Genomic DNA, 21,464 nt, shown 5'->3' with positions numbered 1-21,464 from the left:
TCTGGGTGAATCTCCTCGCCAACGGCAAAACCCCGGAATCTTGAGGATTCCAGGGTGATTCACAGGGGATTTCAAATTTCCACAGACTGAGTTTAAAATAAGAAGTATCGCTGCGCCATCGGTAACACTTCGGCGGGTTCGCAAGTCAGCAATTCCCCATCTGCCCGAACTTCGTAGGTTTCGGGATCGACTTCAACCTTGGGTAAGGCGTTGTTGAGTTTCAAATCGGCTTTTGTGATGTTGCGGGTGTTCGATATCGCCACCGCCGTTTTCTGCAATCCTAACTGTTGGGGAACTCCCGCATCGATCGATCCTTGAGAGACAAAGGTGAGGGATGTCGCCGCCAGAGAACCGCCGTAACTGGCGAACATCGGACGCATATGAATCGGTTGCGGGGTGGGAATGCTGGCGTTGGCGTCGCCCATTTGCGCCCAGGCGATCGATCCTCCTTTCAACACTAACTCGGGTTTGACGCCGAAAAAGGCCGGTTTCCACAAACACAAATCTGCGAGTTTCCCTTCTTCGATGGAACCGACGACGTGAGAAACTCCGTGAACGATCGCCGGATTGATGGTGTACTTGGCGACGTAGCGTTTCGCCCGGAGGTTGTCGTTGCGATCGCTGTCTCCCGACAACGCCCCACGCTGCACCTTCATTTTATGGGCGGTTTGCCAGGTTCGGATAATCGTTTCCCCCACCCGCCCCATGGCTTGGGAATCCGAGGCGATGATGCTGAACGCCCCGAGATCGTGCAGAATATCCTCGGCGGCGATAGTTTCGCGGCGGATGCGAGATTCTGCAAAGGCGACATCTTCGGGAATGCTGCGATCGAGATGGTGACACACCATCAACATATCGAGATGTTCTTCTAAGGTATTCGTCGTGTAGGGGCGAGTCGGGTTCGTCGAAGAAGGGAGAACGTTGGCGTAACTGCACACTTTAATAATGTCTGGGGCGTGTCCGCCTCCCGCCCCTTCGGTGTGGTAGGTATGAATGGCGCGATTTTTGAACGCGGCGATGGTATGTTCGACGAAACCCGCTTCGTTGAGGGTGTCGGTGTGAATCGCCACCTGTACGTCGTAGTCGTCGGCGACACTCAAACAGGTATCGATCGCGGCGGGGGTGGTTCCCCAGTCTTCATGAAGTTTCAAGCCAATCGCCCCGGCGAGAACCTGTTCGACTAAGCCTTGGGGTTGCGAACTGTTTCCTTTCCCCAAAAAACCCAGGTTCATGGGGAAGGCTTCCGCTGCTTGTAACATCCGATGAAGGTTCCACGCCCCAGGGGTGCAGGTGGTGGCGTTGGTTCCCGTGGCGGGTCCCGTTCCGCCTCCTATCATCGTGGTAATTCCCGATGCGATCGCCGTTTCGATTTGTTGGGGACAAATAAAGTGAATGTGGCTGTCGATTCCCCCGGCGGTGACGATCGATCCTTCGGCGGCGATGGCTTCGGTGGCGGGGCCGATAATGATATCGACGTTATCTTGAATGTAGGGATTTCCGGCTTTGCCAATTTTGTAAATTTTGCCGTCTTTAATGCCGATATCGGCTTTGACGATTCCCCACCAATCGAGAATTAAGGCGTTGGTAATTACCACGTCCACCGCCCCGTCTTCTCGTGAAATGGGCGATTGTCCCATTCCGTCGCGAATGACTTTTCCGCCGCCGAATTTTACTTCGTCGCCGTAGGTGGTGAAATCCCGTTCGACTTCGATGAGTAATTCGGTATCCGCCAATCGGATGCGATCGCCTACCGTGGGTCCGAAGGTTTCAGCATACGCCCGTCGATCCATTTGATAGCTCATATTTTTTAAAGGTCAAAAATGCTGTGATGTTCGATTTGAGGTTAAATTAATTTGAAGTTAAATGAAAATTCATCGGTGGGGGCGGTGCGTGACCATTTATGAGTCTCACGATCGACCGCCTATATTTTAAAGTCACGCACCAGACGGATCGACCTCCAATTTATCGATCGCCTTCCTATTTTTTCTTCTTTTTCTGTTTGTCTTTTTTCTTCTTGTCTTTCTTTTTCGATTTCTCTTTCTTCTCCTCCTCTTCCACCTCCGGTTCTCCCTCTAGGAAACCGTTCACCAAGCCGTTAAACCCGTAAATGCGGCGACTTCCCGCCACCGCCACCAGTTCCACGGTTTTCTCGTCTCCCGGTTCGAAGCGAACCGCAGTTCCGGCGGGAATGTTCAATCGCATTCCTTTCGTCGCCTCGCGATCGAACTGTAAGGCGTCGTTGACTTCAAAAAAGTGAAAGTGCGATCCCACTTGAATCGGACGATCGCCTGAATTGGCGACGGAAACTGTCAGTTTTTCACGTTCGGCGTTGAGTTCGATCGCACCTTCGGCGGGAAACAGTTCTCCAGGTATCATAATTTTTAGTAAACCTCAAAAAATCCTCAATCTAACCCATTCTGAAATCGCAAAACATCCCATTCAAAAACTATTCGATGGGATCGTGAACCGTAACGAGTTTCGTTCCGTCAGGAAACGTGGCTTCGACTTGAACTTCTTTCACCATTTCCGGAATTCCATCCATCACGTCATCTCGCGATAACAGCGTTTTTCCATAACTCATCAACTCCGCCACCGATCGCCCTTCTCGAGCGCCTTCTAAAATCCCCGCCGTAATAAAAGCAACTGCTTCGGGATAGTTGAGTTTCAAACCTTTTTCCTTGCGGCGTTCCGCTAAAAGTGCCGCCGTAAAAATTAAAAGTTTGTCTTTTTCTTGGGGAGATAGTTGCATAAAAAACCTCTAATCTGCTATAATAAAGTAGCCCCTTTTTAACGGGGTTTGTCATGGGCGATTTAAAGTTGCCAAAAGCGAGATTTCACGGCGGAGGTTTGGCGATCGATCCCTCGAAAGAGTTGCCAAAGTTGGAGGAACCCATCAAGAACCGCTTGAGTCGATCGCCCGCGATACCGACAGACCAAACCACACTCGAGACGAGTCAACCCCACATCTCCCTGAGTGTCGCGCATTTGCCAGAGCGATCGCCCTTTTTTCAAAATATCTTCAGAAACGGGTTTTCCGATAATGGCGAACGTCGCCACAACTGGAAAGCCATTTAAACCGTTGGGAGAATCGAGTAACGCCGAACCCCCTTCGAGACAAGATCGATCGATCCAAAGCGGCGTTTCCTTGCGCCAAATTTCCGTGTGCGATCACCAACTTCCCGACTCGAACCGTTCCCCTCTCGCCGTTCTCCCAAACCGCAGGATTTCCCACCCCAACCAAACCGCATTTTCCCCCAATTCCACGCGCGTCTCCTGACGAAACACCGCCCCATCGAACAGAATCGTTTCTCGCGGAACATATTCCAAATAGGCGTTATCTTCCAATTGAAAATTCACCGTTTGCGTCGCCGGATGTCCGTTACTGCGATAAACTTTACTGGCGGCGACAGTCGTTAAATTCGCCTCCGCATGAGGATGAAGGCGTACATCTTGACTGAGAATATCCCCCCCAACAAGCCCTCCCGCAGTATGGAGAATAACGCTATGACAAATATTATCGCCTTCAGGATGAAACGACCGCTGAATTTTATAGGGAGCTTGACTGTAAGCCTCTTTAACACGAGTGGTGCGATCGCGTTTGGCGTAAGTCAATTTAAGTTTTCCATACCAAGAATTCATGAGGCGATGATGGGATGATGGGATGATGAGATGAGGTTATAACGAGATTGGTAGGGTGTGTGACGCGGCCGAAAAATGTTGTCGAAATCCGGAAACTATTATGTTAGCGCGTCACGCACCGCCCCCAGCGAGAGATGACGAGATAACGAGATTGGTAGGGTGTGTGATGCGGCCGAAAAATGTTGTCGAAATCCGTAAACTATTATGTTAGCGCGTCACGCACCGCCCCCAACCGGAAGATGGTTTGACTTCGGTAAAATATGAGATCGAACAAAGTCTTCAATCTCGTCGAGTCCCTGTTGAGTTTTGAGATTGGTCAAAACAAACGGTCGATCGCCGCGCATTTTTTTCGCATCTCGTTCCATTACCGACAAATCTGCCCCGACAAACGGAGCGAGATCGATTTTATTAATGACCAGCAAATCGGATTTCGTAATTCCCGGTCCGCCTTTACGAGGGATTTTATCTCCAGCGGAAACATCAATAACGTAAATCGTTAAATCCACCAATTCCGGACTGAACGTCGCGGCGAGATTGTCGCCTCCGCTTTCGAGAAATACGAGATTGAGCGTTTTAAATTGCTGTTCGAGTTGTTCGATCGCCGCTAAATTAATCGACGCATCTTCGCGAATCGCCGTGTGAGGACAACCTCCGGTTTCCACACCGAGAATGCGATCGCTCGTCAACGCCTCCGCCTTAACCAGAAATTGCGCGTCTTCCTGGGTGTAAATATCGTTGGTGACAACCGCCAGTTGCAGGGAATCCCGCATCCGCTTACATAACGCTTCGACGAGAGCCGTTTTTCCCGAACCGACGGGCCCGGCGATTCCAACGCGAAAAGGTGACATAACAGGAAATAGGGAATGGGGAAGAGTTCAGAAACCGTTTTCACAGGTTAGAATCTCACGAAATCTGAAAAAGTATGCAAATTTGCAGAATTTTTGCAGTTTGTTTGAGGTTTAACTGCGAAACAGGCGACTGTAAAGGGTTTCGTGTTGCATACTGGCGAGGCTGAGTCCCCAGCTACAACTGGCGAGATCGTCGTCTTCGAGAACGAGAATTCGATCGATCGCCTCCATCAGCGTCAGTTGCAATTGGCGGGTTAACCGCTGTCCCGCCGTTTGTCCCAGAGGAACCAGTTTCACCGCCGCCGCGATGAGGTGGGTTGTCCAACTATATAAGTATCCTAAAGCCGCCTCATGAAGAGGAATGTCCCAAGCGGCGGCGGCGATACCGTAGGCGATCGCCAAATTGCAGGGTCGATCGACTGCAACGGAATAGGACGTGAAATCCGGTGCGATCGCCTCGTCCAAGTCGCACAACAGCCGCAGGAGAGAATTTCCCATTTGCCAGCTTTGCTGTTGTAACTCGGCGGTTTCTCGCGTCGCACTCAGCCAGCGGTTCCAGCGGGCTAAATCCGCGAGATTTCCCGCTTTCACACTGCGATAAGCCCGAACCATGACAGCCGTTTCAATGCGAATCGTGCCATGACGCAGTTCCGTTTCGAGCCATTGTCGCACCTCGTCGGCGTCAGTAAGAGTTTGCGTTTCGACGAGGGTTTCTAAGCCTTCCGAGTAGCTGTACGCTCCCAGAGGAAGCGTCGGACTCACCAATTGCAGCAGATTTAAGAGAGACAACACCGTTTACCCTTTCCTAGGGTGCGTGACTTGACAAATCGGGTGTAAATCCTCAGACCGAGAACTCGTCACCCACCGACAATGTACGCCTTGAAAAATCGAGTGTAAATCCTGAGACCGAGAACTCGTCACGCATCGCCCCCAACCGGGGAGATGACGAGATGATGAGACGCCGAAAAAATTTCCCCAAAAAAATCGAAAAATCCCCTTGACACCCCCTGACGGGGTTGCTACTATAGTTAACGCGGACGCGATGGGGCGTCGCCAAGTGGTAAGGCAGCGGGTTTTGGTCCCGCCATTCGGAGGTTCGAATCCTTCCGCCCCAGCTCCTAACTTTAACTTCATATATTAAAAGAATGAGGCAGCTTTATCGCTGCCTCTTATTCTTTTTTTACATCTTCCGATCGAATTGAATAAAACATCAATATTAAGAGAAGGTCGATCGCACCCTAACAAGGTGACGAGTCCCCCAGTTCAATACCGCCGAAGGTTGGGATTGAGGTTGGGATTGGCTTTCGGCTCTTTCTGATGCGCTCGATAGGCCACCTCTTGCTGAAGTTGCTGGCGTCCGTTGCGAATCACCCGCATCATATCGCTGAGTTGCTGTTCGATATTCCGCAACACGCGATCGGCGTATTCGTCCGCCCCCGCTTCAATTTGCTCCGCTTCCACTAGGGCGCGGGCGCGAACCTCTTCGAGTTCCTGTTGCGCCTGACGCTGCATCTGCTCGATTTCCGCGATCGCCCGTTCTTGAGCGATTTCACAATCCGCTTGCACTTGCTGGCGCAAGCGATCGGCTTCCACCTTCGCCTGTCGCACCAACCCCATTTCATCGAGGATGCTGGCGGCTTGCTGTTCGGCGGCGTCCACAATTTCTCGCCCGTACTGTTCCGCTTGGCGAAGAATCTCATCTTTCTGACGGATCACCTCTTCGGCTTCCTGAAACGCCGTCGGAAGATTGAGGCGAATCGCGTCGAGAATGTCGAGAAGCGGTTCCTCGTCAACCAGCGTCCGCCCCGTAAAGGGAATGCGGGGGCTGTCGAGAATCGCTTCCTCGAGTCGGTTGAGCGCCTGCTGAACGTTGACGCTCCCTTGACTGGCTCCCTCTTGACGTTGTTCGGGCGTTACAGTTTGGGCGGGTTCGCCTTGAGGTTGGGGGCTGTCTGATTGGGGGTCGATCCCGGCTGAGTCCTGGCGTAACATCGATAAATCTCTATGGCAACAGGTTGAGGAACGAAGCGATCGACAGAGCCGCCGAAGCGAGCGATTTCTTTAACCACACTACTGCTGAGGAAACTGTATTCGTTGCTCGTGGCCAAAAAAACCGTTTCGATCGCTTCAGATAGGGTTTTATTGGTGTGAGCCATTTGCAGTTCCATCTCGAAGTCCGATAACACCCGCAAGCCGCGCAGTAATACCGTCGCTTCTTGGATGTGGGCGTAGTTGACGGTCAAACCATCAAAACTATCAACTTCGAGGTTGTTCAGGTGGGAGGTACTCGCCCGAATGAGACGCATCCGATCTCGAACGCCGAATAGCGGGTTTTTATTAGGGTTTGTTACCACGGCAACAATCACTTTGTCAAACAAACGACACCCTCGCTCGATAATATCGAGGTGGCCGAGGGTGATCGGATCGAAACTGCCGGGGTAAATGGCAACGACGTTTTCACGCTTGTAAGGCATGAGAGCGGATCTGAAACTTACTGTTATTGTACACGCCCGATTTTGGTGACTTTACGAAGACGGCGCGATCGAGGCATCTTTTTCAAAGGCTTCACCCAAGCGATCGGGACTGAACGCCCCCACTTCCGTAACGATCGCCGTAATTAAATCGGCGGGAGTGACATCGAACGCCGGATTGTAAAACTCTGCCCCCACGGGAACCAGGCGCGTGTTACCGATTTGATAAATTTCCGAAGGATCGCGTTCCTCGATGGGAATTTGGCTTCCGTCGCTGAGGCTTAAGTCAACTGTCGATCGTGGGGCGGCCACGAAAAAGGGAATATCATGCGCTTTCGCCACCAACGCGAGGCTGTAAGTGCCGATTTTATTGGCCGTGTCGCCGTTGGCGGCGATGCGATCGGCACCGACAACCACCGCATCTATCATCCCCTGCTGCATACAGTGCGCCGCCATGCTGTCGGTAATCACCGTGACGGGGATACCATCTTGCAAACATTCCCAAGTGGTCAATTTTGCCCCCTGCAAGCGAGGGCGCGTTTCGTCGGCGTAGAGGCGTTCGAGGCGATTCGCCGTTTGTGTCGATCGCACCACGCCGAGGGCGGTTCCGTATCCCGCCGTCGCCAAAGCCCCCGCGTTACAGTGAGTTAACAAGCGCAGCTTTTCCGGAGTTTGGGGCAACACTTCCAACCCGCGATCGCCAATAGCTTGACAGGTTTGCAAATCTTCGCGATTGACGGCGTGGGCGGTGTCGAGGAGGGTTTGGCGGACTTCTTCGACAGAACCGGGGGTTTCCTTGGCGACCTTTAACATACGCTTGATCGCCCAAAATAGATTAACCGCCGTCGGTCGCGTTTCCCGCAACATCTGTCCGATGGCTTCGAGGCGTTCGAGAAACGCGGTGCGATCGCGGGTATCGATTTCCCGCGCCCCCAGATACATCCCGTAAGCGGCGGCGACGCCAATAGCGGGCGCCCCCCGCACGATCATCGTTTTAATCGCCACCGCCATATCGTCGCTGCGGCGAATTTCAACTTGGGTGTATTCCCGAGGTAAGCGGTTTTGGTCGATGAGGGCGACGCGATCCTCGCGCCAAACAACGGGGTACAACATAGTAATTCGATAATTCGATAAGCGGATTGGACAACAAACCGTCAACAGAAACCCAGAGTCGTGACGTTTCGCTTCCCATCATCGCATTCTTGTATCACTTCATCTCCCACATTCAGGATGAATCGCGCCGTTGCTGCAAAGATAAGACAGCGCCTCGGCGTCTAAATTGCGGGCGTTGCTGAAATCGACCCCTTCGACGAAACTGTTGGGATCGTTGAGATTCGATCGAACCACAAACGTATTTTCCGATTCCTGGGGTTCCCGCGTCCAAATAACACCTTGAAAATTCGCCCCAGAAACATCCGCCCCGCGCAAATCCACAAAACTGAAATCGCTGTTTTGGAAATTGGCATATTGCAAATTCGCCAACCGCAACGACGCCCCCGATAAATCCGCCCCTCGGAAATTCGTATTCGTCAAATTCGTATTCGTCAAATCCGCCCCGGACAAATTCGCATCTTGCCAGTTCGACTGACTCAAATTCGCCCCCGTCCAACGACTTCCACCCGCTTCAATTTCCGTCAGCGTCGCCCCCGTTAAATCAGCATTGGCGAAATTGGCCGTACTCAAATCCGCCCCCGTCAAACTGCCCTGACGCAACGACGCCGCCTCAAAATTCGTTCCCACCAGTTGCCCAGAACTGAAATTCGCGCCGTTGGCACTGATCCCTCGGGCGTCGGCGTGGTTGAGATTGGCTTGCATGGCGTTAGTGCGGTGCATCCAGACGTTCGTTAACCGCGACCCGGCTAAATTGGCGTGACTGATATCGGCACCGCTTAAATCGGCAATCCAATCGTCGTAAGTGCCGAAGCGTCCGTCTTCTCCCGCCCCGTAAAACTGGCTGCCTTGAAAACTGGCGCGATCGAGAATCGCCCCGCGAAAGCGAATCCCCGCTAAATCCACCGCATCCAGAACCAAAGTAAAGGGCGCGTCGGCGGCGGTGGTTTGTCCCAAATGGGTGCGGCTGAGGTCGGCGGTGGGCATATCGCCGCTATAGTTGGTGAGAATCTTGGCAATCGCCCGTTGCGTTGCCCGCAGTCGTCGCGCTACCGCCGCTTTTTCCGCCGCGTCGCCGCCGTATTGCAAAGAATCGAGGTCGGTTTTCAGAGATTGGTTGAGTCGTCGCAATTCTTCAATGGCTTCCACGCCGCGACTGGCGAGGGATTGTTGAATCGCGTCGATGAGTGGCGGCGAAGTTTCCTGTCCCAACAAATCCACCAACAGCGACATCGCCCGAGGATCGTCGAGGGTTCCCAACGCTAAAATGGCGTTTTTCCGTTCGTCCGGCGCACCGGGGGCGGGGGTTAGCTTGCCCACCAGGGATAAAAACAGTTCGTTGTCCTGTTCCTTCAGTTCCCGCCAGTTGGTTTGTTGCTGAACGTACACCTGAGTTCCAACAAAGGTTCCCAACACCGCCGCCAGACAGAACAGCATAACGAGGAACAGCGTCGCCCCCGGATGGCGGCGCATCCACCACCACAGGTTGGGAGTCGAGGGCGGAACTTCGTCAGCGTGGGGAGACAGGACGATCGAATCGACGAGTTCCCCTTCGTAAGTCTGCGTCCAATGTTCGGTATTGGGGGGCGTAGTCCAAGCCCAATCGCCATAGGGGTTTTGTACAGCATCGAGGAGGTGAGTTCCGGCGATTCGATCGTGGAGGCTGCGTCCGTCCCGTTTGACGCGAGATACCATCCCGTCGCCGAGGAGTAACACCCCCGTCATTCCGGTGAGAACGCCCAAATCGGGAAACGCGCCAGTGAACCGCCACAGCAGAAACGCCGTTCCGCCGATAAGTCCCCAGCGTCCGATACCTTCCCGCAAGACGACGCGAAATAGGGCAGGGGGCGTTCCGTGGCGGTTGACGACTTGTACGCCAAACCAGCGTTTGGGGTCGGTTTGGCCGGTTTTGCAAAGTAAATAGATTTGCCAACTTCCGGCGAGGGCGGGTAAGACTAAGGCCCCCGTCCAAAACAGGTTCGTCAGTGGCGAAACGTTGCGGTTGGGTTGTTGCATGGGCAAGCCCAAAACCTGACCGATGCGGTCTTCTGTGGCGGCGAGTAGTGGGCTGAGGGGAACGGGGTCGCCGATTTCGCGGTGTTTGGCGTAAGCCCCCAGTCCGTAGGGAATCGCCGCACTTCCGACGAGGAAGGAGACTTCTAAGACGAAGGCGCAACCGCGACGGACCAGCATGGGCGTGCGTCTTAGGGTGTCGCGCCACCAGGGAAGCAGGCGATCGAAGTCGGAGTTGACGGAAGGGCTTGCCATAGGACAAACGAAAGGTTCAGGTCTTTTCTTGGTTAGTAAAAATGTATCAGCTTGTCGGGAAGGCGGGGCGATCGAATCCTTTCCCAGGTAAACGAAAAACGCCAGAACTCGTGAGAATTCTGGCGCGATCGGGTTTCAACGTTTCAACCGAGAGAGTGAGGGGGCGACGTTATGGATTCACCTACGCAAGGAAGCGGAAAAACGAACCTCTTCCCCTCTCCCCATAACTAGGGTGCTAAAGCGTTACCGCGCAGCAAGCTACCGATAGTTTTAGCGGTGATTTTCATTTGAATCAAAGGATTGGCGGGAACCACCGTTTTGTAAAGATAGCTGTCGAAGGTGAGTTTCTGCACGTCTTTGTCGGCGCACATTTCCACAAACGCTTCGCGAGTGGCATCGGTACGGTAGAACACCCGTTGCAGTAAATCCAGCACCAGGTAGGTCATACCATATTGTTTGTCCCACCGCTTGATGTACAGCTTCATGTCCTCTTCCGTAGGCAGGTTGCGGCCGCCGTTGGTGGTTTCCACGAGGGTTTCCGCGCACATCCGCGCCGATTTCGCCGCGAAGTAGATGCCTTCACCGGAAGATTTGGTGACGGTTCCCGCTGCATCGCCGACAAGCGCCACACGACCGCGCACCCGGCGAGGACGGGGATGTTCGGGGATGGGGTGAGCTTCCACTTTGATGATGCTACCGCCTTCTAAGCGACGGGCTGCACGGGCGCGAATTCCCGCTTGCAGCTTTTTGATTTTCGCTTGGTTGACTTTCATCGTCCCGGTTCCAACGGCCACGTGGTCGTATTTGGGGAACACCCAAGCGTAGAAGTCCGGCGAGACGTCGTCCCCGACGTACATCTCGGCTAAGTCTTCGTAATACTCCATTTTGTCTTCCGGCAGGCGAATCCGCTCTTGGAAGGCAATGGCGTAGTTGTAGTCTCCGGCGTCGATGGCTTTGGCCACGCGGGAGTTGGCACCGTCTGCCCCGATGACGACATCCACTTGTAGGGTTTTGTTTTCACCCGTCAACGTGCCGTTTGAGTGGTCAGCGTAGTGGATGACGTAGGGATTGGTGTTGTTATTGGGAATTTCTAATTTGTGAACAGTTCCGTTAATTAAATTGGCGCCGAGTTTGGCGGCGCGATCGCGCATGAAGCCATCGAGGACTTCCCGGCGACACATTCCGATATATTCGTCCTGATTGGGAAGGTGAATGTCCACTTCCCGATTGGACGGGGAGATCATCTTCATGTTGCGGACGCGGCGATCGACGATCTCCGGCGGTAAGTCAAATTCGCTCACCATGCACAGGGGAATTGCCCCTCCGCAGGGTTTGGCGTTGTCTAACTTACGCTCGAACAAATAGGTTTCAATACCAGCTTTGGCTAGGACTTCGGCGGCAGAAGATCCGGCCGGCCCACCTCCGACAACAGCAACCCGAATTCCCAAAGGTCTTCTCCTATACATCGTTTACGGCTATACGGGAGTGAATCGTATCACGGTGTTTTCGACCGCGGCCGGCTCGAAGGCAAAGTTGTGACGCAATGAAACACACTGTAACATTTCGCAACTTTTTGGTTGCAAAAATCGCGGGCGATCGCGGAAATTTCTGGGGGCGATCGTCCGTTTGGGGAATCTAGGGAACCCGGATGCTGTCTGGAATCGGTCGGGCGATCGCAAATTGTACTCTTTCGTTTAACCTCTATCAACCAATGTAACGATTTTGTAAGCGATCTTCACGTATCGATGCAAATCCCCAAGCCAAGCCTTTACATTGTTGAATAAACCCCCTTTCTCATCATCCCCTCATCTCATCATCCCCTCATCTCATGACCCTTCCCCCCTGGTTCGCGATCGCCACTATCACCGTACTCGTCGCCGTCGTCACGAATCGATCGCTCAAAGCGGACGATATTCGCTGGTTCAATCGCCTCCAGCGCCCGCCCTGGCTGACCTTTGAAAGAGCAATTCCCCTAATTTGGACGATTATCTTCATTTGTGGCGCGTGGTCGGCGGTGTTCGTCTGGAATGCCGACCCCGGAACCCTGCCAACTTGGGTTTTGATGGCGTATTACCTGGTGTTGGAGTTGGTGACGCTGTCGTATACCCCCGTCATGTGTCGATCGCGCAGTTTGCGGGTGGGTACGATCCTAGGCGGAACGGGGGCGATTCTCTCGATTCTCTTGGCGATCGCCGTCCAGCCGATTTCTACCGTTGCAGCATTGCTATTATTGCCTTATATCCTTTGGAGTCCCGTAGGAACTTATACCACTTGGGCGATGATTCGCTACAATCCCAACGACGCTTAAGCTCTACCCTTCAACTACAATTTAAATATTCCTGGCTCAATATTCTTTAAACTCCCGAAAATTCCTGAATGATTCCCGAAATTTCGTCACTGGAAATCGCACATCTCGCCTCGGGCGATACGCTCTCGATTCAAGTTTATAAATTCCGGGGCAAAAATCCCGGGCAAAAAGCCTATTTACAAGCCAACCTTCACGGAGCGGAAATTGTTGGAAACGCGGTAATTTACCAATTAATTGAATTGTTGAGCGAGCTGGACGAAACCCAGCTTGATGGCGAAATCTGGCTAGTTCCAGCCTGCAATCCCTTCGGCACGAACCAGCGGTCTCATCATTTTTCGAGCGGTCGGTACAATCCTTACGACGGACAAGATTGGAACCGTATTTTCTGGGATTACGAAAAAACAGAGGAAGATATTGCAGCATTTGCAAAAACACAACTGGATTTAGAGCCAGACGAAATTCGGAAAAACTTTCTCGATCGAATCCTCCAGAAATTCCAAACCCTCCGCCAGGAGATCGAGTCGCCGAGTGGCGTTCCCTACAGCGATCGATACCGTTACGTCCTGCAATCGCTCTGTCTCGATGCAGATTACGTCATCGACATTCACAGCAGCACCAATCGATCCTTTGACTATCTTTACTGTTTCCAAACCCGTGAAGAAAGCGCCAAGTATTTCTTACTCAACTACGGTATTTTACTAAACGAATACGATGGCGATGCCTTTGATGAAGCCTTCCTCAAACCTTGGCTTGCCCTAGAGTTGGAACTGACCAAACTGGAGAAACCGACCTTTTTTGACCTGGAGTCTTGGACTCTCGAACTGGGGTCGGGAATGGAAATGAATGCGGATTCTGTATATCGCGGCGTTCGGGGTATAAAAAACTATTTGGTCGGAAAAGAAATGTTGAAAATTTCAGGATTTCCCCTCGTTCAAACTGCATCTCAAAAGGTTGAATTTTTCCGAAAAAGTCACATCAAAAAATACTATGCACCTCGGGGCGGACTAGTGCGATCGCGTGTCCTTCTCGGAACCATCGTAAAACCCGGAAAGTTGCTCTATCAATTGTTGGTGTTGAACAAAACAGGCGAACCGCCCGAAATCCTAGACGTTTGCGCCGAACGGGGCGGGATCGTCTTCGATTTATCGACGAACCAAGCCGTCAATCAAGGGGAATACGTTCTCGGACTGTTAGAACGAGCCGAATCCGGAGCCGCCAATCCATAGAGATTCCGAATCCCATAGGAAGCATAGAAGGGCGATCGAACGTTACCGACCGGTCAACTGTCACATTCACGAGTAGACAGTTGCAGAAGTAGAACGGATTCAAACCCATGACCCGAGAGCGATCGACACAATGAAACCATACGACGCAAACCTTCAATCGCTCACTCAGGAACACAGGCCATGAAAACCGCTCTTCCTCTCAAAGTTGCTGCACTTTCGACGCTCGCGCTCTCCACCTTCGGTTTCGGAGCCACCTTCACCCCCAAACCGGCCGAAGCCGCACTCTTCGGACAACAAGAAGTCACACAACGGGACTTCGTCGCCGTCGCCGCACCCGTCGGCGATACCGGACGCCACCAACTCCTCGTCATCGAACAACAATCGAGTTCTCGTCCCTGCTGGTCTGAAAGCGGCGCGAATCCTACCGTAGTCGATCCTTTACTGTTAGACTTCGACTTTACAGGAATTTGCGGACGCTCCACCGATAGCAACGGTTACTCGATTCGCGTCGGCGGACAAGACTTAGGAATTCAGTACAGCCTGCGGGTCGTCCGTCAAGGAGACGATATGGTACTGATGGGTATTCCCTTCCGTCCCAACCAACCGACCCTCGAACTGGGACGCACAGCTTATACGCGAGATTTCGCCCGCATCGACTTAAACCCCGGCTGGCGCTTCGCCAAACGAACCTATCAAGGTCGCACTCTCGGTCACGTTTATCTGACGAACGACCTCAGCTTAAGTGCCTTAGCGCAACAGTCCGATAACGTCGCCAGCCGTCCCACGACGCCGAACGACGACGATGGCAAAGAAATCGAAACCCCGACGCCAGAAACCCCCGCACAAGAGCAGGATTGGCGCGACGAAATCCAACTGACGAACGAGCAAGAACGAGAAATCGCCTCGATTCGCCAACGCTACTTGGCTGAAAACTCTCGCTTGCAAGGAGAACTCGACGCGGCCCGTCGCGAACTGCAAGCCATGACCATCGGCGATGCGTCCAACCGTCAGATTCGCCGCCAGCGTAAAGTGGTCGAAAATCTGCGCGAGGATATCTACGACCTCCGTTTCGACAGCATCATGGAAATCCGTAACGAGATGTCGATCGAACAACGGATGGCGTTTGCAGACTTGATGGATTTGCAAGGACAAACGGTCGATGCTGACCAGGTGTTAACGAGCCTCCTCCGCTAAGGCTGTTCGTCGGAGTGTTTCACGCTGCCATCGACCCAACAACGTCTCCACAGGTTCAACGATGCACGGTTCGGGCGTTCTCTGAAAAAGAGAGCGCCCTTTTTTTCAGTCAACAGCGAGCCGTTTCGTAGGGTGCGTGACTTGATAAATCGGGTGTAAATCCTGAGACCGAAAACTTGTCACGCACCGACAAGGTACACCGCCAACAGACAAGGGTGCGTGACTTGATAAATCGGGTGTCGAACCTGAAACCGAGAAATCGTCACGCACCGACAAGGTACAAGCGAACAGTCAACAGTGAGGACAGTTGAGAGTTCTCATCATCCCATCACCTCATCACCTCATCATCCCCTCACCGCATCACCCCATTATCAGAGATTCGGTTAACCGCCCCGATCGCATCTCGATAACCGATACCCAATTTTGGTAACTTTCACTATAATTACCGTAACCGCTTAGAAATCGCTTCGCGATCGCAACGCGGAACGGAGTTCTTTCGCACCTTTCGACTGACCCCACGCCGAACGCTCGTGACGAGGAGCGTTCCCTTGCTGTACCCCAGTGTCGAGCCATGACTTCCACTCAACCTTTAACCACTGACGATCGACGGCTCAACGTCTCTCCGGAAGACTACAGCTTGTTAACCGATCTCTATCAACTCACGATGGCGGCTTGCTATATCGGTGAGGGGTTAGAACAACAACAGGCCAGTTTCGAGCTGTTCGTTCGCCAATTGCCCGATCGCTTTGGATATCTCATCGCGATGGGACTCGAACAGGCGATCGAATACATCGAAAACTTACGTTTTAGCGACGAGCAAATCGAAAGCCTCAAAGGAACGGGAATTTTTTCCCAGGTGAGCGATCGCTTTTGGGAAACCCTGGCTGAAATGCGCTTTAGCGGTAACGTCTGGGCAGTTCCCGAAGGAACGGCCGTATTGGCCAACGAACCCTTACTGCGCGTCGAAGCCCCCCTGTGGCAAGCACAACTCCTCGAAACCTACATCCTCAACGTCCTCAACACCCAAAGCCTCATCGCCACGCGAGCCGCTCGCATTCGCGACGTAGCCGGAGAACGGGCGCTATTGCTCGAATTCGGGACGCGACGGGCGTTCGGTCCTGGGGCCTCTCTGTTTGCCGCCCGAGCCTCCCTGGCAGCGGGCTTTAACTCCACGTCCAACGTTTTGGCGGCCTTCAAACTGGGGCGCAAACCCACCGGAACCATGGCTCATTCTCTCGTCCAAGCCTTGAAAGCGATGGAAGGCAGCGAATCCCATGCTTTTACGGCGTTTCACCACCACTTCCCCGGTGCGCCGCTGCTGATCGACACTTACGATACAGTGGCCGCCGCCCGTCAAATCGCCCATCGTCTCGAAACCGGAGAGATGGACTTACACGGCGTCCGCATCGATTCCGGGGATATTGCAGCGTTGTCGAAAGAGGTTCGATCGATCCTCCCCGACATTCCCATTTTTGCCAGCGGCGACCTAGACGAGTGGGAAATCGCCCGCTTGCTGGCCGACGGTGCAATTATCGACGGTTACGGCGTCGGCACCAAACTCGTGTCTGGAGAAGCCCTCAACGGCGTGTACAAACTCGTCGAAGTCGATGGCATTCCCGTGATGAAAAAATCTAGCGGCAAACAAACCTATCCCGGTCGCAAACAGGTGTTTCGTCGCCTTAAAAACGGACAATGGGTCGGCGATCGCTTAACCTTAAGTGACGAGACGGCTGAAGAGGGGGAAAAACCGCTTCTGCAACTTGTCGTGAAAGACGGCGAAATCCTAAAACCGTCGGATTCCTTAGAATCGATTTCTAAACGCACCACCGCCAACGTCGCCATGTTACCCCGCGAGGCTCGGGACATCCACAACCCGAAAACTCCCCAAGTGCGCGTTTCGGCGGCGTTAGACGACCTCACCGATAAAGTATCGCAAAATCTCTAAGGATCGTCTTTTCTATTTTTCACAGAAGTGACGTACTTCTGGCTCAAGAAACCCGGTTGGTTCTGGCGACCTTCGTGCTGAAATAACGGAATGGAGTATTTGACCGGGTTTCTACGTCAGTCCTATTTCCGTTCCATTATTTCTCTTTCACTTGTTTCTCTGCTGAATTTTCTTGTTGTCGTTCTGTCTTAACTGTTCCATGTCTGTCATCGAAATGCCCCATCCTCCCTCCACTGCTCCCCGTATCGCCCTGTTCGGGACCAGTGCCGACCCGCCGAGCGTCGCTCACCGAGCCATTTTGCGTTGGCTGTCGGAGCGATTCGATCGTGTCGCAGTTTGGGCGTCGGACAATCCCTTCAAATCCCACCAAACTCCCCTGGAACACCGGGCGGCTATGCTGGGGTTGACCATTGAAGAGTTACAGCGCGAAGATCTCGATTCCGGACGCTGCCACAACTTGGAGTTTCACCCGGAATTGAGCAGTCCTCGCAGCCTCACTAGCGTTAAAACCGCTCGGGCGTTGTGGCAAAATGCCGATCTGACGCTGGTTATCGGGTCGGATTTGGTGTCGCAACTGCCCCAGTGGTATCGGGTGGACGAGTTGTTGGAATTGGTGACGCTGCTGGTGATTCCGCGACCGGGAGCGCCCATCGATGAGGCAGACATGGAACAATTAAGACAAATGGGACGAGTGGACGTGGCAGATTTACACGCGCCGGACGTATCTTCGACGGCATATCGTCAAAGCCGCGATTCGGGAAAGATTCCGCCCAGCGTCGAAGCCTATATCGATCGCGAGAAATTATACGCTTAACCTCGTCGAATCCAAGTCGAATCCAAGTCGAATCGAAATCATAGGACTTGTGACGCGGCCGAAAAATCTGGCGGAAATCCGGTTTTGACGGTATTGCGTCACGGCTCGAGCGATCGAAAAACATCGTCAGGAGACGGATATGGAACAGTGTGGAGAGCAAGATAATACTGATATTCTAGCTCTCTCCTCGGAACGGGCAGCCCCCGAACTGGCAGATTTTAAGGTCGGTGTCGATAACGCGATTTTTTCCGTAGACGTAGCGGAAAGTCGCGTGTTGGTGTTGTTGGTACGGCGGCGAGGGGATACGGCGACGGGACAGTGGAGTTTACCGGGGACGCTGGTGCGGCGGGGAGAATCTCTCGAAGATGCGGCCTATCGGGTGTTGGCGGAGAAAATCCGCGTGCAGAATCTCTATTTGGAACAGCTTTATACGTTCGGCGGACCGGGACGCGATCCTCGCGAAGCGCCCGATCGATTTGGCGTCCGCTATTTGTCGGTGAGTTATTTTGCGTTGGTGCAACATGAGGAGGCGCAGTTAATTTCGGAGGATGTTCGCGATATTGCGTGGTATCCCCTCGACGAGGTGCCGAAGTTGGCCTTCGACCATAACGAAATTGTGCAATACGGCTATCGTCGCTTGCGAAACAAACTCGAATACAGTCCGGTGGCGTTTGAGGTGTTGCCGGAAGCGTTTACGTTGAACGAGTTGTATCAGCTCTATACGTCTGTTTTTGGAGCTAATTTTTCGGATTATTCTAATTTTCGAGCGCGACTTTTAAAGTTAGGTGTTTTGTCGGATACGGGGATTAAAGTCTCTCGCGGTGCGGGACGCCCTGCCACTCTGTATAGCTTTGATTTCGAGGCGTTCGAGCCACTGCAAGATAAGCCCATGGTGTTTATTTAAGTTGTATTTGTCTGATTTTATCAATTGTATTTACTAGATTTTTTGCAAGTTTCTTATAGAAAGCTATTAAAAAAATATGTAATATTTTGTTTTCAAGATACCAAAAATTCCATTCAAGCCAACAGTTCAAATGCCCCTTTCTCTGCAAAACGCTCATCCTTGGAAACTATCGATCGATCGCGCCAAGCAAATCCAAAGCCAACTGCGATCGATCGTCGTCACGGAAGACCGCCTGGGAACCGTTCGGACTGTAGCCGGGGTTGACGTAGGTTACGACCAACAAACCGATACGTCTCAAGCGGCGGTGGTGGTGTTGAGTTTTCCCGAACTCGAACTACTCGACCGCCAGATCGATCGCTACCCCAACCCGTTTCCCTACGTTCCCGGCTTCCTCTCCTTTCGCGAAATTCCGCCGATTTTACAAGCCTTAGAAAAACTACAAACCCTCCCCGATTTAATACTCTGCGACGGCCAGGGAATCGCTCACCCGCGACGGTTTGGCTTAGCCTGTCATCTGGGGGTTCTCACCGACATTCCCACGATTGGCGTCGCTAAATCTCGACTGGTGGGAACCCACGATCCCGTCCTCAGCGAACGGGGAAATTGGGTATCTCTGTACCATCAAGGAGAAGAAATCGGGGCGGTGTTGCGGACGAGATCGAACGTCAACCCCGTTTTCGTATCCCCCGGTCATCGCATCAGCCTCAAGGGTTCGATCGACTATACCCTCAACTGTACCCCGCGCTATCGCCTGCCCGAAACCACCCGTCTGGCCGACAAACTCTCGCGAGAATCCACCCTTTGAAGAGCGATCGAACCTCCCTCCTCCTCTCAAAGCGACCGTTTCTCCGAACGTTACCAAACCCTCTCTGTGTCCTCTGTGTCTCTGTGGTGAAGAATGACAAATTCCGTTTAATGTCCCATCGATTTCAGAAAAACTCTTAAAATCTTTGGAAACCTTCCGTGACGCAGCCATGAAGATCGCGATCGCCCAACTCAACCCCACCGTCGGGAATCTCCTCGACAACGCCCAATCCATCCTCGACGCCGCCCGCCACGCCGCCCAACAAGGGGCGTCGCTGCTGCTGACTCCCGAACTCTCCCTCTGCGGCTATCCCCCCCGCGACTTACTCCTCGACCCCAGCTTTATCGCGGCGATGGAGACCCAACTCCAGCATCTCGCCTGCCAAATTCCCGCCGGACTCACCGTGTTAGTGGGAACCGTCACCCCCAACCCAGACGCCCACGACGAAGGCGAAAAACCCCTCTTCAACAGCATCGCCCGCCTGCGAGACGGCGAAATTCGAGAGTATTACCACAAACGACTGTTACCCACTTACGACGTATTCGACGAACATCGCTATTTTGCCGCCCACGGCGAAAGTAACTTTTTTACCCTCCCCGAACCTCTGTCCAACAACGGCTGCGCCTACAAAATCGGCGTGACGATTTGCGAAGATTTATGGAACGACGAGGAATTTTGGGGCAAACGCCACTATCCCTGTAACCCCATCGCCGACCTCGCGACAGCCGAAGTCGATCTCATCGTCAACCTGTCGGCGTCTCCTTACAGCCTCGGAAAACAGAACCTTCGCGAGTCCATGTTGCGTCACGTGGCGACTCGCTACAACACCTCGGTACTCTATATCAACCAGGTGGGGGGCAACGACGATCTGATTTTCGACGGTAGCAGCATCGCCTTTAACCCCGATGGAGAACTGGCGTTTCGGGCGAATCGCTGCGAAACGGATTTTCAAGTATTGGACTTTAAATCGGGACGGTTTCATTCGGCGAAAGTGGTGCCTCAAGCGGACTGTGCGGAAGCAGAAATTTGGTCGGCGTTGGTGTTGGGACTGCGGGACTACGTTCGCAAATGCGGCTTTTCAAAGGTCGTTCTCGGCTTGAGTGGCGGTATCGATTCCTCGCTGGTGGCGGCGTTGGCGGCGGAAGCTGTGGGCAGCGAGAACGTTTTGGGGGTGTTGATGTCGTCGCCCTATACGTCGAAAGCGTCGGTGGCGGATGCGTTGAAGTTGGCGGAAAATTTGAGTTTGAACACCCATCATTTGGGCATTCAGGGGGTGATGGACAGCTTCGAGGACACGCTGTCGGAGTTGTTCGTGCAAACGGAACCGGACGTGACGGAGGAAAATTTACAATCGCGGATTCGCGGAACGCTGTTAATGGCGATTTCTAATAAGTTCGGCCATTTGCTGTTATCGACGGGGAACAAGTCGGAGATGGCGGTGGGATATTGCACTCTCTACGGCGATATGGACGGCGGACTGGCGGCGATTTCTGATGTGCCGAAAACGCGGGTGTACAGTCTGTGTCGCTGGTTGAACCGTCGGGAACCGGGACGGGAAGTGATTCCGGAAAACGTTCTGATTAAGCCGCCGAGTGCGGAACTCAAGCCAGGTCAAGCGGACAGCGATTCGTTACCGCCCTACGACGAACTTGATGATATTTTGCATCGCTTGATTCACGAACATCAGAGTGCGGAACAGATTGCAGAGGCGGGACACGATCGATCTACGGTCGATCGGGTAATTCGCCTGGTGTCGCGGGCGGAGTTCAAACGCCGCCAAGCGCCACCGGGTCTAAAAATCACCGATCGCGCCTTCGGGACGGGTTGGCGGATGCCCGTCGCTTCTCGCCGGAAAGCGCCGCAGGCGGAGAAAGAGGCGGTCAGCACCCCCGGCTGAAGCACGGGGGCTTCATGCCTCCAGCTTCAGGTAGC

Annotated in this window: 18 protein-coding genes, 1 tRNA gene and 1 pseudogene; 9 read left to right on the top strand and 11 right to left on the bottom strand. The window is 53.2% G+C overall.

Annotated elements, in window-relative coordinates; translation table 11 throughout:
• Positions 1 to 92 precede the first annotated feature (92 nt).
• The 6 genes and pseudogenes from ureC to ACP5D4_RS13495 all read right to left on the bottom strand — a co-directional run bounded on the left by ureC (position 93) and on the right by ACP5D4_RS13495 (position 5,279).
• Positions 93 to 1,802 (bottom strand): urease subunit alpha, encoded by a 1,710-nt coding sequence (ureC, locus tag ACP5D4_RS13520; RefSeq protein WP_428012149.1) that lies wholly within the window; start codon positions 1,800 to 1,802, stop codon positions 93 to 95.
• Positions 1,803 to 1,977: 175 nt separating this feature from the next.
• The gene (locus ACP5D4_RS13515; protein WP_428012148.1) at positions 1,978 to 2,376 is read right to left on the bottom strand and encodes an urease subunit beta; all 399 of its coding nucleotides are present in this window, start codon (positions 2,374 to 2,376) and stop codon (positions 1,978 to 1,980) included.
• A gap of 70 nt (positions 2,377 to 2,446) precedes the next feature.
• Positions 2,447 to 2,749, bottom strand: coding sequence for an urease subunit gamma (ureA, locus tag ACP5D4_RS13510; protein WP_428012147.1), 303 nt, complete (start codon positions 2,747 to 2,749; stop codon positions 2,447 to 2,449).
• A gap of 62 nt (positions 2,750 to 2,811) precedes the next feature.
• A pseudogene (locus ACP5D4_RS13505) lies at positions 2,812 to 3,639 on the bottom strand (urease accessory protein UreD).
• A gap of 215 nt (positions 3,640 to 3,854) precedes the next feature.
• Positions 3,855 to 4,487 carry an urease accessory protein UreG gene (gene ureG / locus ACP5D4_RS13500; RefSeq protein ID WP_428012146.1) on the bottom strand — a complete coding sequence of 211 codons (633 nt, stop codon included), beginning with the start codon at positions 4,485 to 4,487 and terminating at the stop codon, positions 3,855 to 3,857.
• A gap of 111 nt (positions 4,488 to 4,598) precedes the next feature.
• On the bottom strand, positions 4,599 to 5,279 hold the full coding sequence (locus ACP5D4_RS13495; RefSeq protein ID WP_428012145.1) for an urease accessory protein UreF: 681 nt from the start codon (positions 5,277 to 5,279) through the stop codon (positions 4,599 to 4,601).
• Between the two features lie 251 nt (positions 5,280 to 5,530).
• On the opposite strand from ACP5D4_RS13495, the gene ACP5D4_RS13490 reads away from it, so the two are divergent.
• Positions 5,531 to 5,602 (top strand) — tRNA-Gln (locus ACP5D4_RS13490).
• A 148-nt stretch (positions 5,603 to 5,750) separates the two neighbouring features.
• On the opposite strand, the gene ACP5D4_RS13485 is transcribed toward ACP5D4_RS13490, so the two are convergent.
• The 5 genes from ACP5D4_RS13485 to chlP all read right to left on the bottom strand — a co-directional run bounded on the left by ACP5D4_RS13485 (position 5,751) and on the right by chlP (position 11,784).
• Positions 5,751 to 6,479 carry a DivIVA domain-containing protein gene (locus ACP5D4_RS13485; RefSeq protein ID WP_428012144.1) on the bottom strand — a complete coding sequence of 243 codons (729 nt, stop codon included), beginning with the start codon at positions 6,477 to 6,479 and terminating at the stop codon, positions 5,751 to 5,753.
• Positions 6,401 to 6,961: a pantetheine-phosphate adenylyltransferase gene (gene coaD / locus ACP5D4_RS13480; protein WP_428012143.1), complete on the bottom strand. Its 561-nt coding sequence runs from the start codon at positions 6,959 to 6,961 to the stop codon at positions 6,401 to 6,403. Before coaD ends, ACP5D4_RS13485 begins: the two co-directional genes overlap by 79 nt.
• Before the next feature lie 51 nt (positions 6,962 to 7,012).
• Entirely contained in the window at positions 7,013 to 8,071 is a 1,059-nt protein-coding gene (gene mtnA / locus ACP5D4_RS13475) for an S-methyl-5-thioribose-1-phosphate isomerase (protein ID WP_428012142.1), read from the bottom strand.
• Between the two features lie 99 nt (positions 8,072 to 8,170).
• The gene (locus tag ACP5D4_RS13470; protein ID WP_428012141.1) at positions 8,171 to 10,336 is read right to left on the bottom strand and encodes a pentapeptide repeat-containing protein; all 2,166 of its coding nucleotides are present in this window, start codon (positions 10,334 to 10,336) and stop codon (positions 8,171 to 8,173) included.
• 227 nt (positions 10,337 to 10,563) lie between these two features.
• Positions 10,564 to 11,784 (bottom strand): geranylgeranyl reductase, encoded by a 1,221-nt coding sequence (gene chlP, locus ACP5D4_RS13465; RefSeq protein ID WP_428012140.1) that lies wholly within the window; start codon positions 11,782 to 11,784, stop codon positions 10,564 to 10,566.
• 380 nt (positions 11,785 to 12,164) lie between these two features.
• Between chlP and ACP5D4_RS13460 the strand changes: the two genes are divergently transcribed.
• From ACP5D4_RS13460 to ACP5D4_RS13425, 8 genes are all read left to right on the top strand, one after another.
• Entirely contained in the window at positions 12,165 to 12,644 is a 480-nt protein-coding gene (locus tag ACP5D4_RS13460; protein WP_428012139.1) for a TspO/MBR family protein, read from the top strand.
• 68 nt (positions 12,645 to 12,712) lie between these two features.
• Positions 12,713 to 13,870, top strand: a complete 1,158-nt coding sequence (locus tag ACP5D4_RS13455) for a succinylglutamate desuccinylase/aspartoacylase family protein (RefSeq protein ID WP_428012138.1) — start codon at positions 12,713 to 12,715, stop codon at positions 13,868 to 13,870.
• A gap of 180 nt (positions 13,871 to 14,050) precedes the next feature.
• A complete protein-coding gene (locus ACP5D4_RS13450; RefSeq protein WP_428012137.1) occupies positions 14,051 to 15,064 on the top strand; it encodes a DUF3747 domain-containing protein in 1,014 nt (337 codons plus the stop codon).
• A gap of 571 nt (positions 15,065 to 15,635) precedes the next feature.
• The gene (locus tag ACP5D4_RS13445) at positions 15,636 to 17,009 is read left to right on the top strand and encodes a nicotinate phosphoribosyltransferase (RefSeq protein WP_428012136.1); all 1,374 of its coding nucleotides are present in this window, start codon (positions 15,636 to 15,638) and stop codon (positions 17,007 to 17,009) included.
• A gap of 199 nt (positions 17,010 to 17,208) precedes the next feature.
• The gene (locus tag ACP5D4_RS13440; RefSeq protein ID WP_428012135.1) at positions 17,209 to 17,823 is read left to right on the top strand and encodes a nicotinate-nucleotide adenylyltransferase; all 615 of its coding nucleotides are present in this window, start codon (positions 17,209 to 17,211) and stop codon (positions 17,821 to 17,823) included.
• A gap of 139 nt (positions 17,824 to 17,962) precedes the next feature.
• A complete protein-coding gene (locus tag ACP5D4_RS13435; RefSeq protein WP_428012134.1) occupies positions 17,963 to 18,727 on the top strand; it encodes an NUDIX hydrolase in 765 nt (254 codons plus the stop codon).
• 130 nt (positions 18,728 to 18,857) lie between these two features.
• Positions 18,858 to 19,532, top strand: coding sequence for a deoxyribonuclease V (gene nfi / locus ACP5D4_RS13430; protein ID WP_428012133.1), 675 nt, complete (start codon positions 18,858 to 18,860; stop codon positions 19,530 to 19,532).
• A 169-nt stretch (positions 19,533 to 19,701) separates the two neighbouring features.
• Entirely contained in the window at positions 19,702 to 21,429 is a 1,728-nt protein-coding gene (locus ACP5D4_RS13425) for an NAD+ synthase (protein ID WP_428012132.1), read from the top strand.
• The last annotated feature ends 35 nt before the right edge of the window (positions 21,430 to 21,464 follow it).

The sequence above is a fragment of the Baaleninema sp. genome, assembly GCF_049974805.1.
Classification (GTDB): Bacteria; Cyanobacteriota; Cyanobacteriia; order Cyanobacteriales; family Geitlerinemataceae; genus Baaleninema.
The sequence above is the reverse complement of the archived record's forward strand: the minus strand, read 5'-3'. Positions and strand labels throughout refer to the sequence as shown.

Excerpts from the sequence above, each read along its gene's own strand:
- ureC (WP_428012149.1), bottom strand. The coding sequence starts at position 1,802 with ATGAGCTATCAAATGGATCGACGGGCGTATGCTGAAACCTTCGGACCC.
- ACP5D4_RS13515 (WP_428012148.1), bottom strand. The coding sequence starts at position 2,376 with ATGATACCTGGAGAACTGTTTCCCGCCGAAGGTGCGATCGAACTCAAC.
- ureA (WP_428012147.1), bottom strand. The coding sequence starts at position 2,749 with ATGCAACTATCTCCCCAAGAAAAAGACAAACTTTTAATTTTTACGGCG.
- ureG (WP_428012146.1), bottom strand. The coding sequence starts at position 4,487 with ATGTCACCTTTTCGCGTTGGAATCGCCGGGCCCGTCGGTTCGGGAAAA.
- ACP5D4_RS13485 (WP_428012144.1), bottom strand. The coding sequence starts at position 6,479 with ATGTTACGCCAGGACTCAGCCGGGATCGACCCCCAATCAGACAGCCCC.
- coaD (WP_428012143.1), bottom strand. The coding sequence starts at position 6,961 with ATGCCTTACAAGCGTGAAAACGTCGTTGCCATTTACCCCGGCAGTTTC.
- mtnA (WP_428012142.1), bottom strand. The coding sequence starts at position 8,071 with ATGTTGTACCCCGTTGTTTGGCGCGAGGATCGCGTCGCCCTCATCGAC.
- ACP5D4_RS13470 (WP_428012141.1), bottom strand. The coding sequence starts at position 10,336 with ATGGCAAGCCCTTCCGTCAACTCCGACTTCGATCGCCTGCTTCCCTGG.
- ACP5D4_RS13460 (WP_428012139.1), top strand. The coding sequence starts at position 12,165 with ATGACCCTTCCCCCCTGGTTCGCGATCGCCACTATCACCGTACTCGTC.
- ACP5D4_RS13455 (WP_428012138.1), top strand. The coding sequence starts at position 12,713 with ATGATTCCCGAAATTTCGTCACTGGAAATCGCACATCTCGCCTCGGGC.
- ACP5D4_RS13450 (WP_428012137.1), top strand. The coding sequence starts at position 14,051 with ATGAAAACCGCTCTTCCTCTCAAAGTTGCTGCACTTTCGACGCTCGCG.
- ACP5D4_RS13445 (WP_428012136.1), top strand. The coding sequence starts at position 15,636 with ATGACTTCCACTCAACCTTTAACCACTGACGATCGACGGCTCAACGTC.
- ACP5D4_RS13440 (WP_428012135.1), top strand. The coding sequence starts at position 17,209 with ATGTCTGTCATCGAAATGCCCCATCCTCCCTCCACTGCTCCCCGTATC.
- ACP5D4_RS13435 (WP_428012134.1), top strand. The coding sequence starts at position 17,963 with ATGGAACAGTGTGGAGAGCAAGATAATACTGATATTCTAGCTCTCTCC.
- nfi (WP_428012133.1), top strand. The coding sequence starts at position 18,858 with ATGCCCCTTTCTCTGCAAAACGCTCATCCTTGGAAACTATCGATCGAT.
- ACP5D4_RS13425 (WP_428012132.1), top strand. The coding sequence starts at position 19,702 with ATGAAGATCGCGATCGCCCAACTCAACCCCACCGTCGGGAATCTCCTC.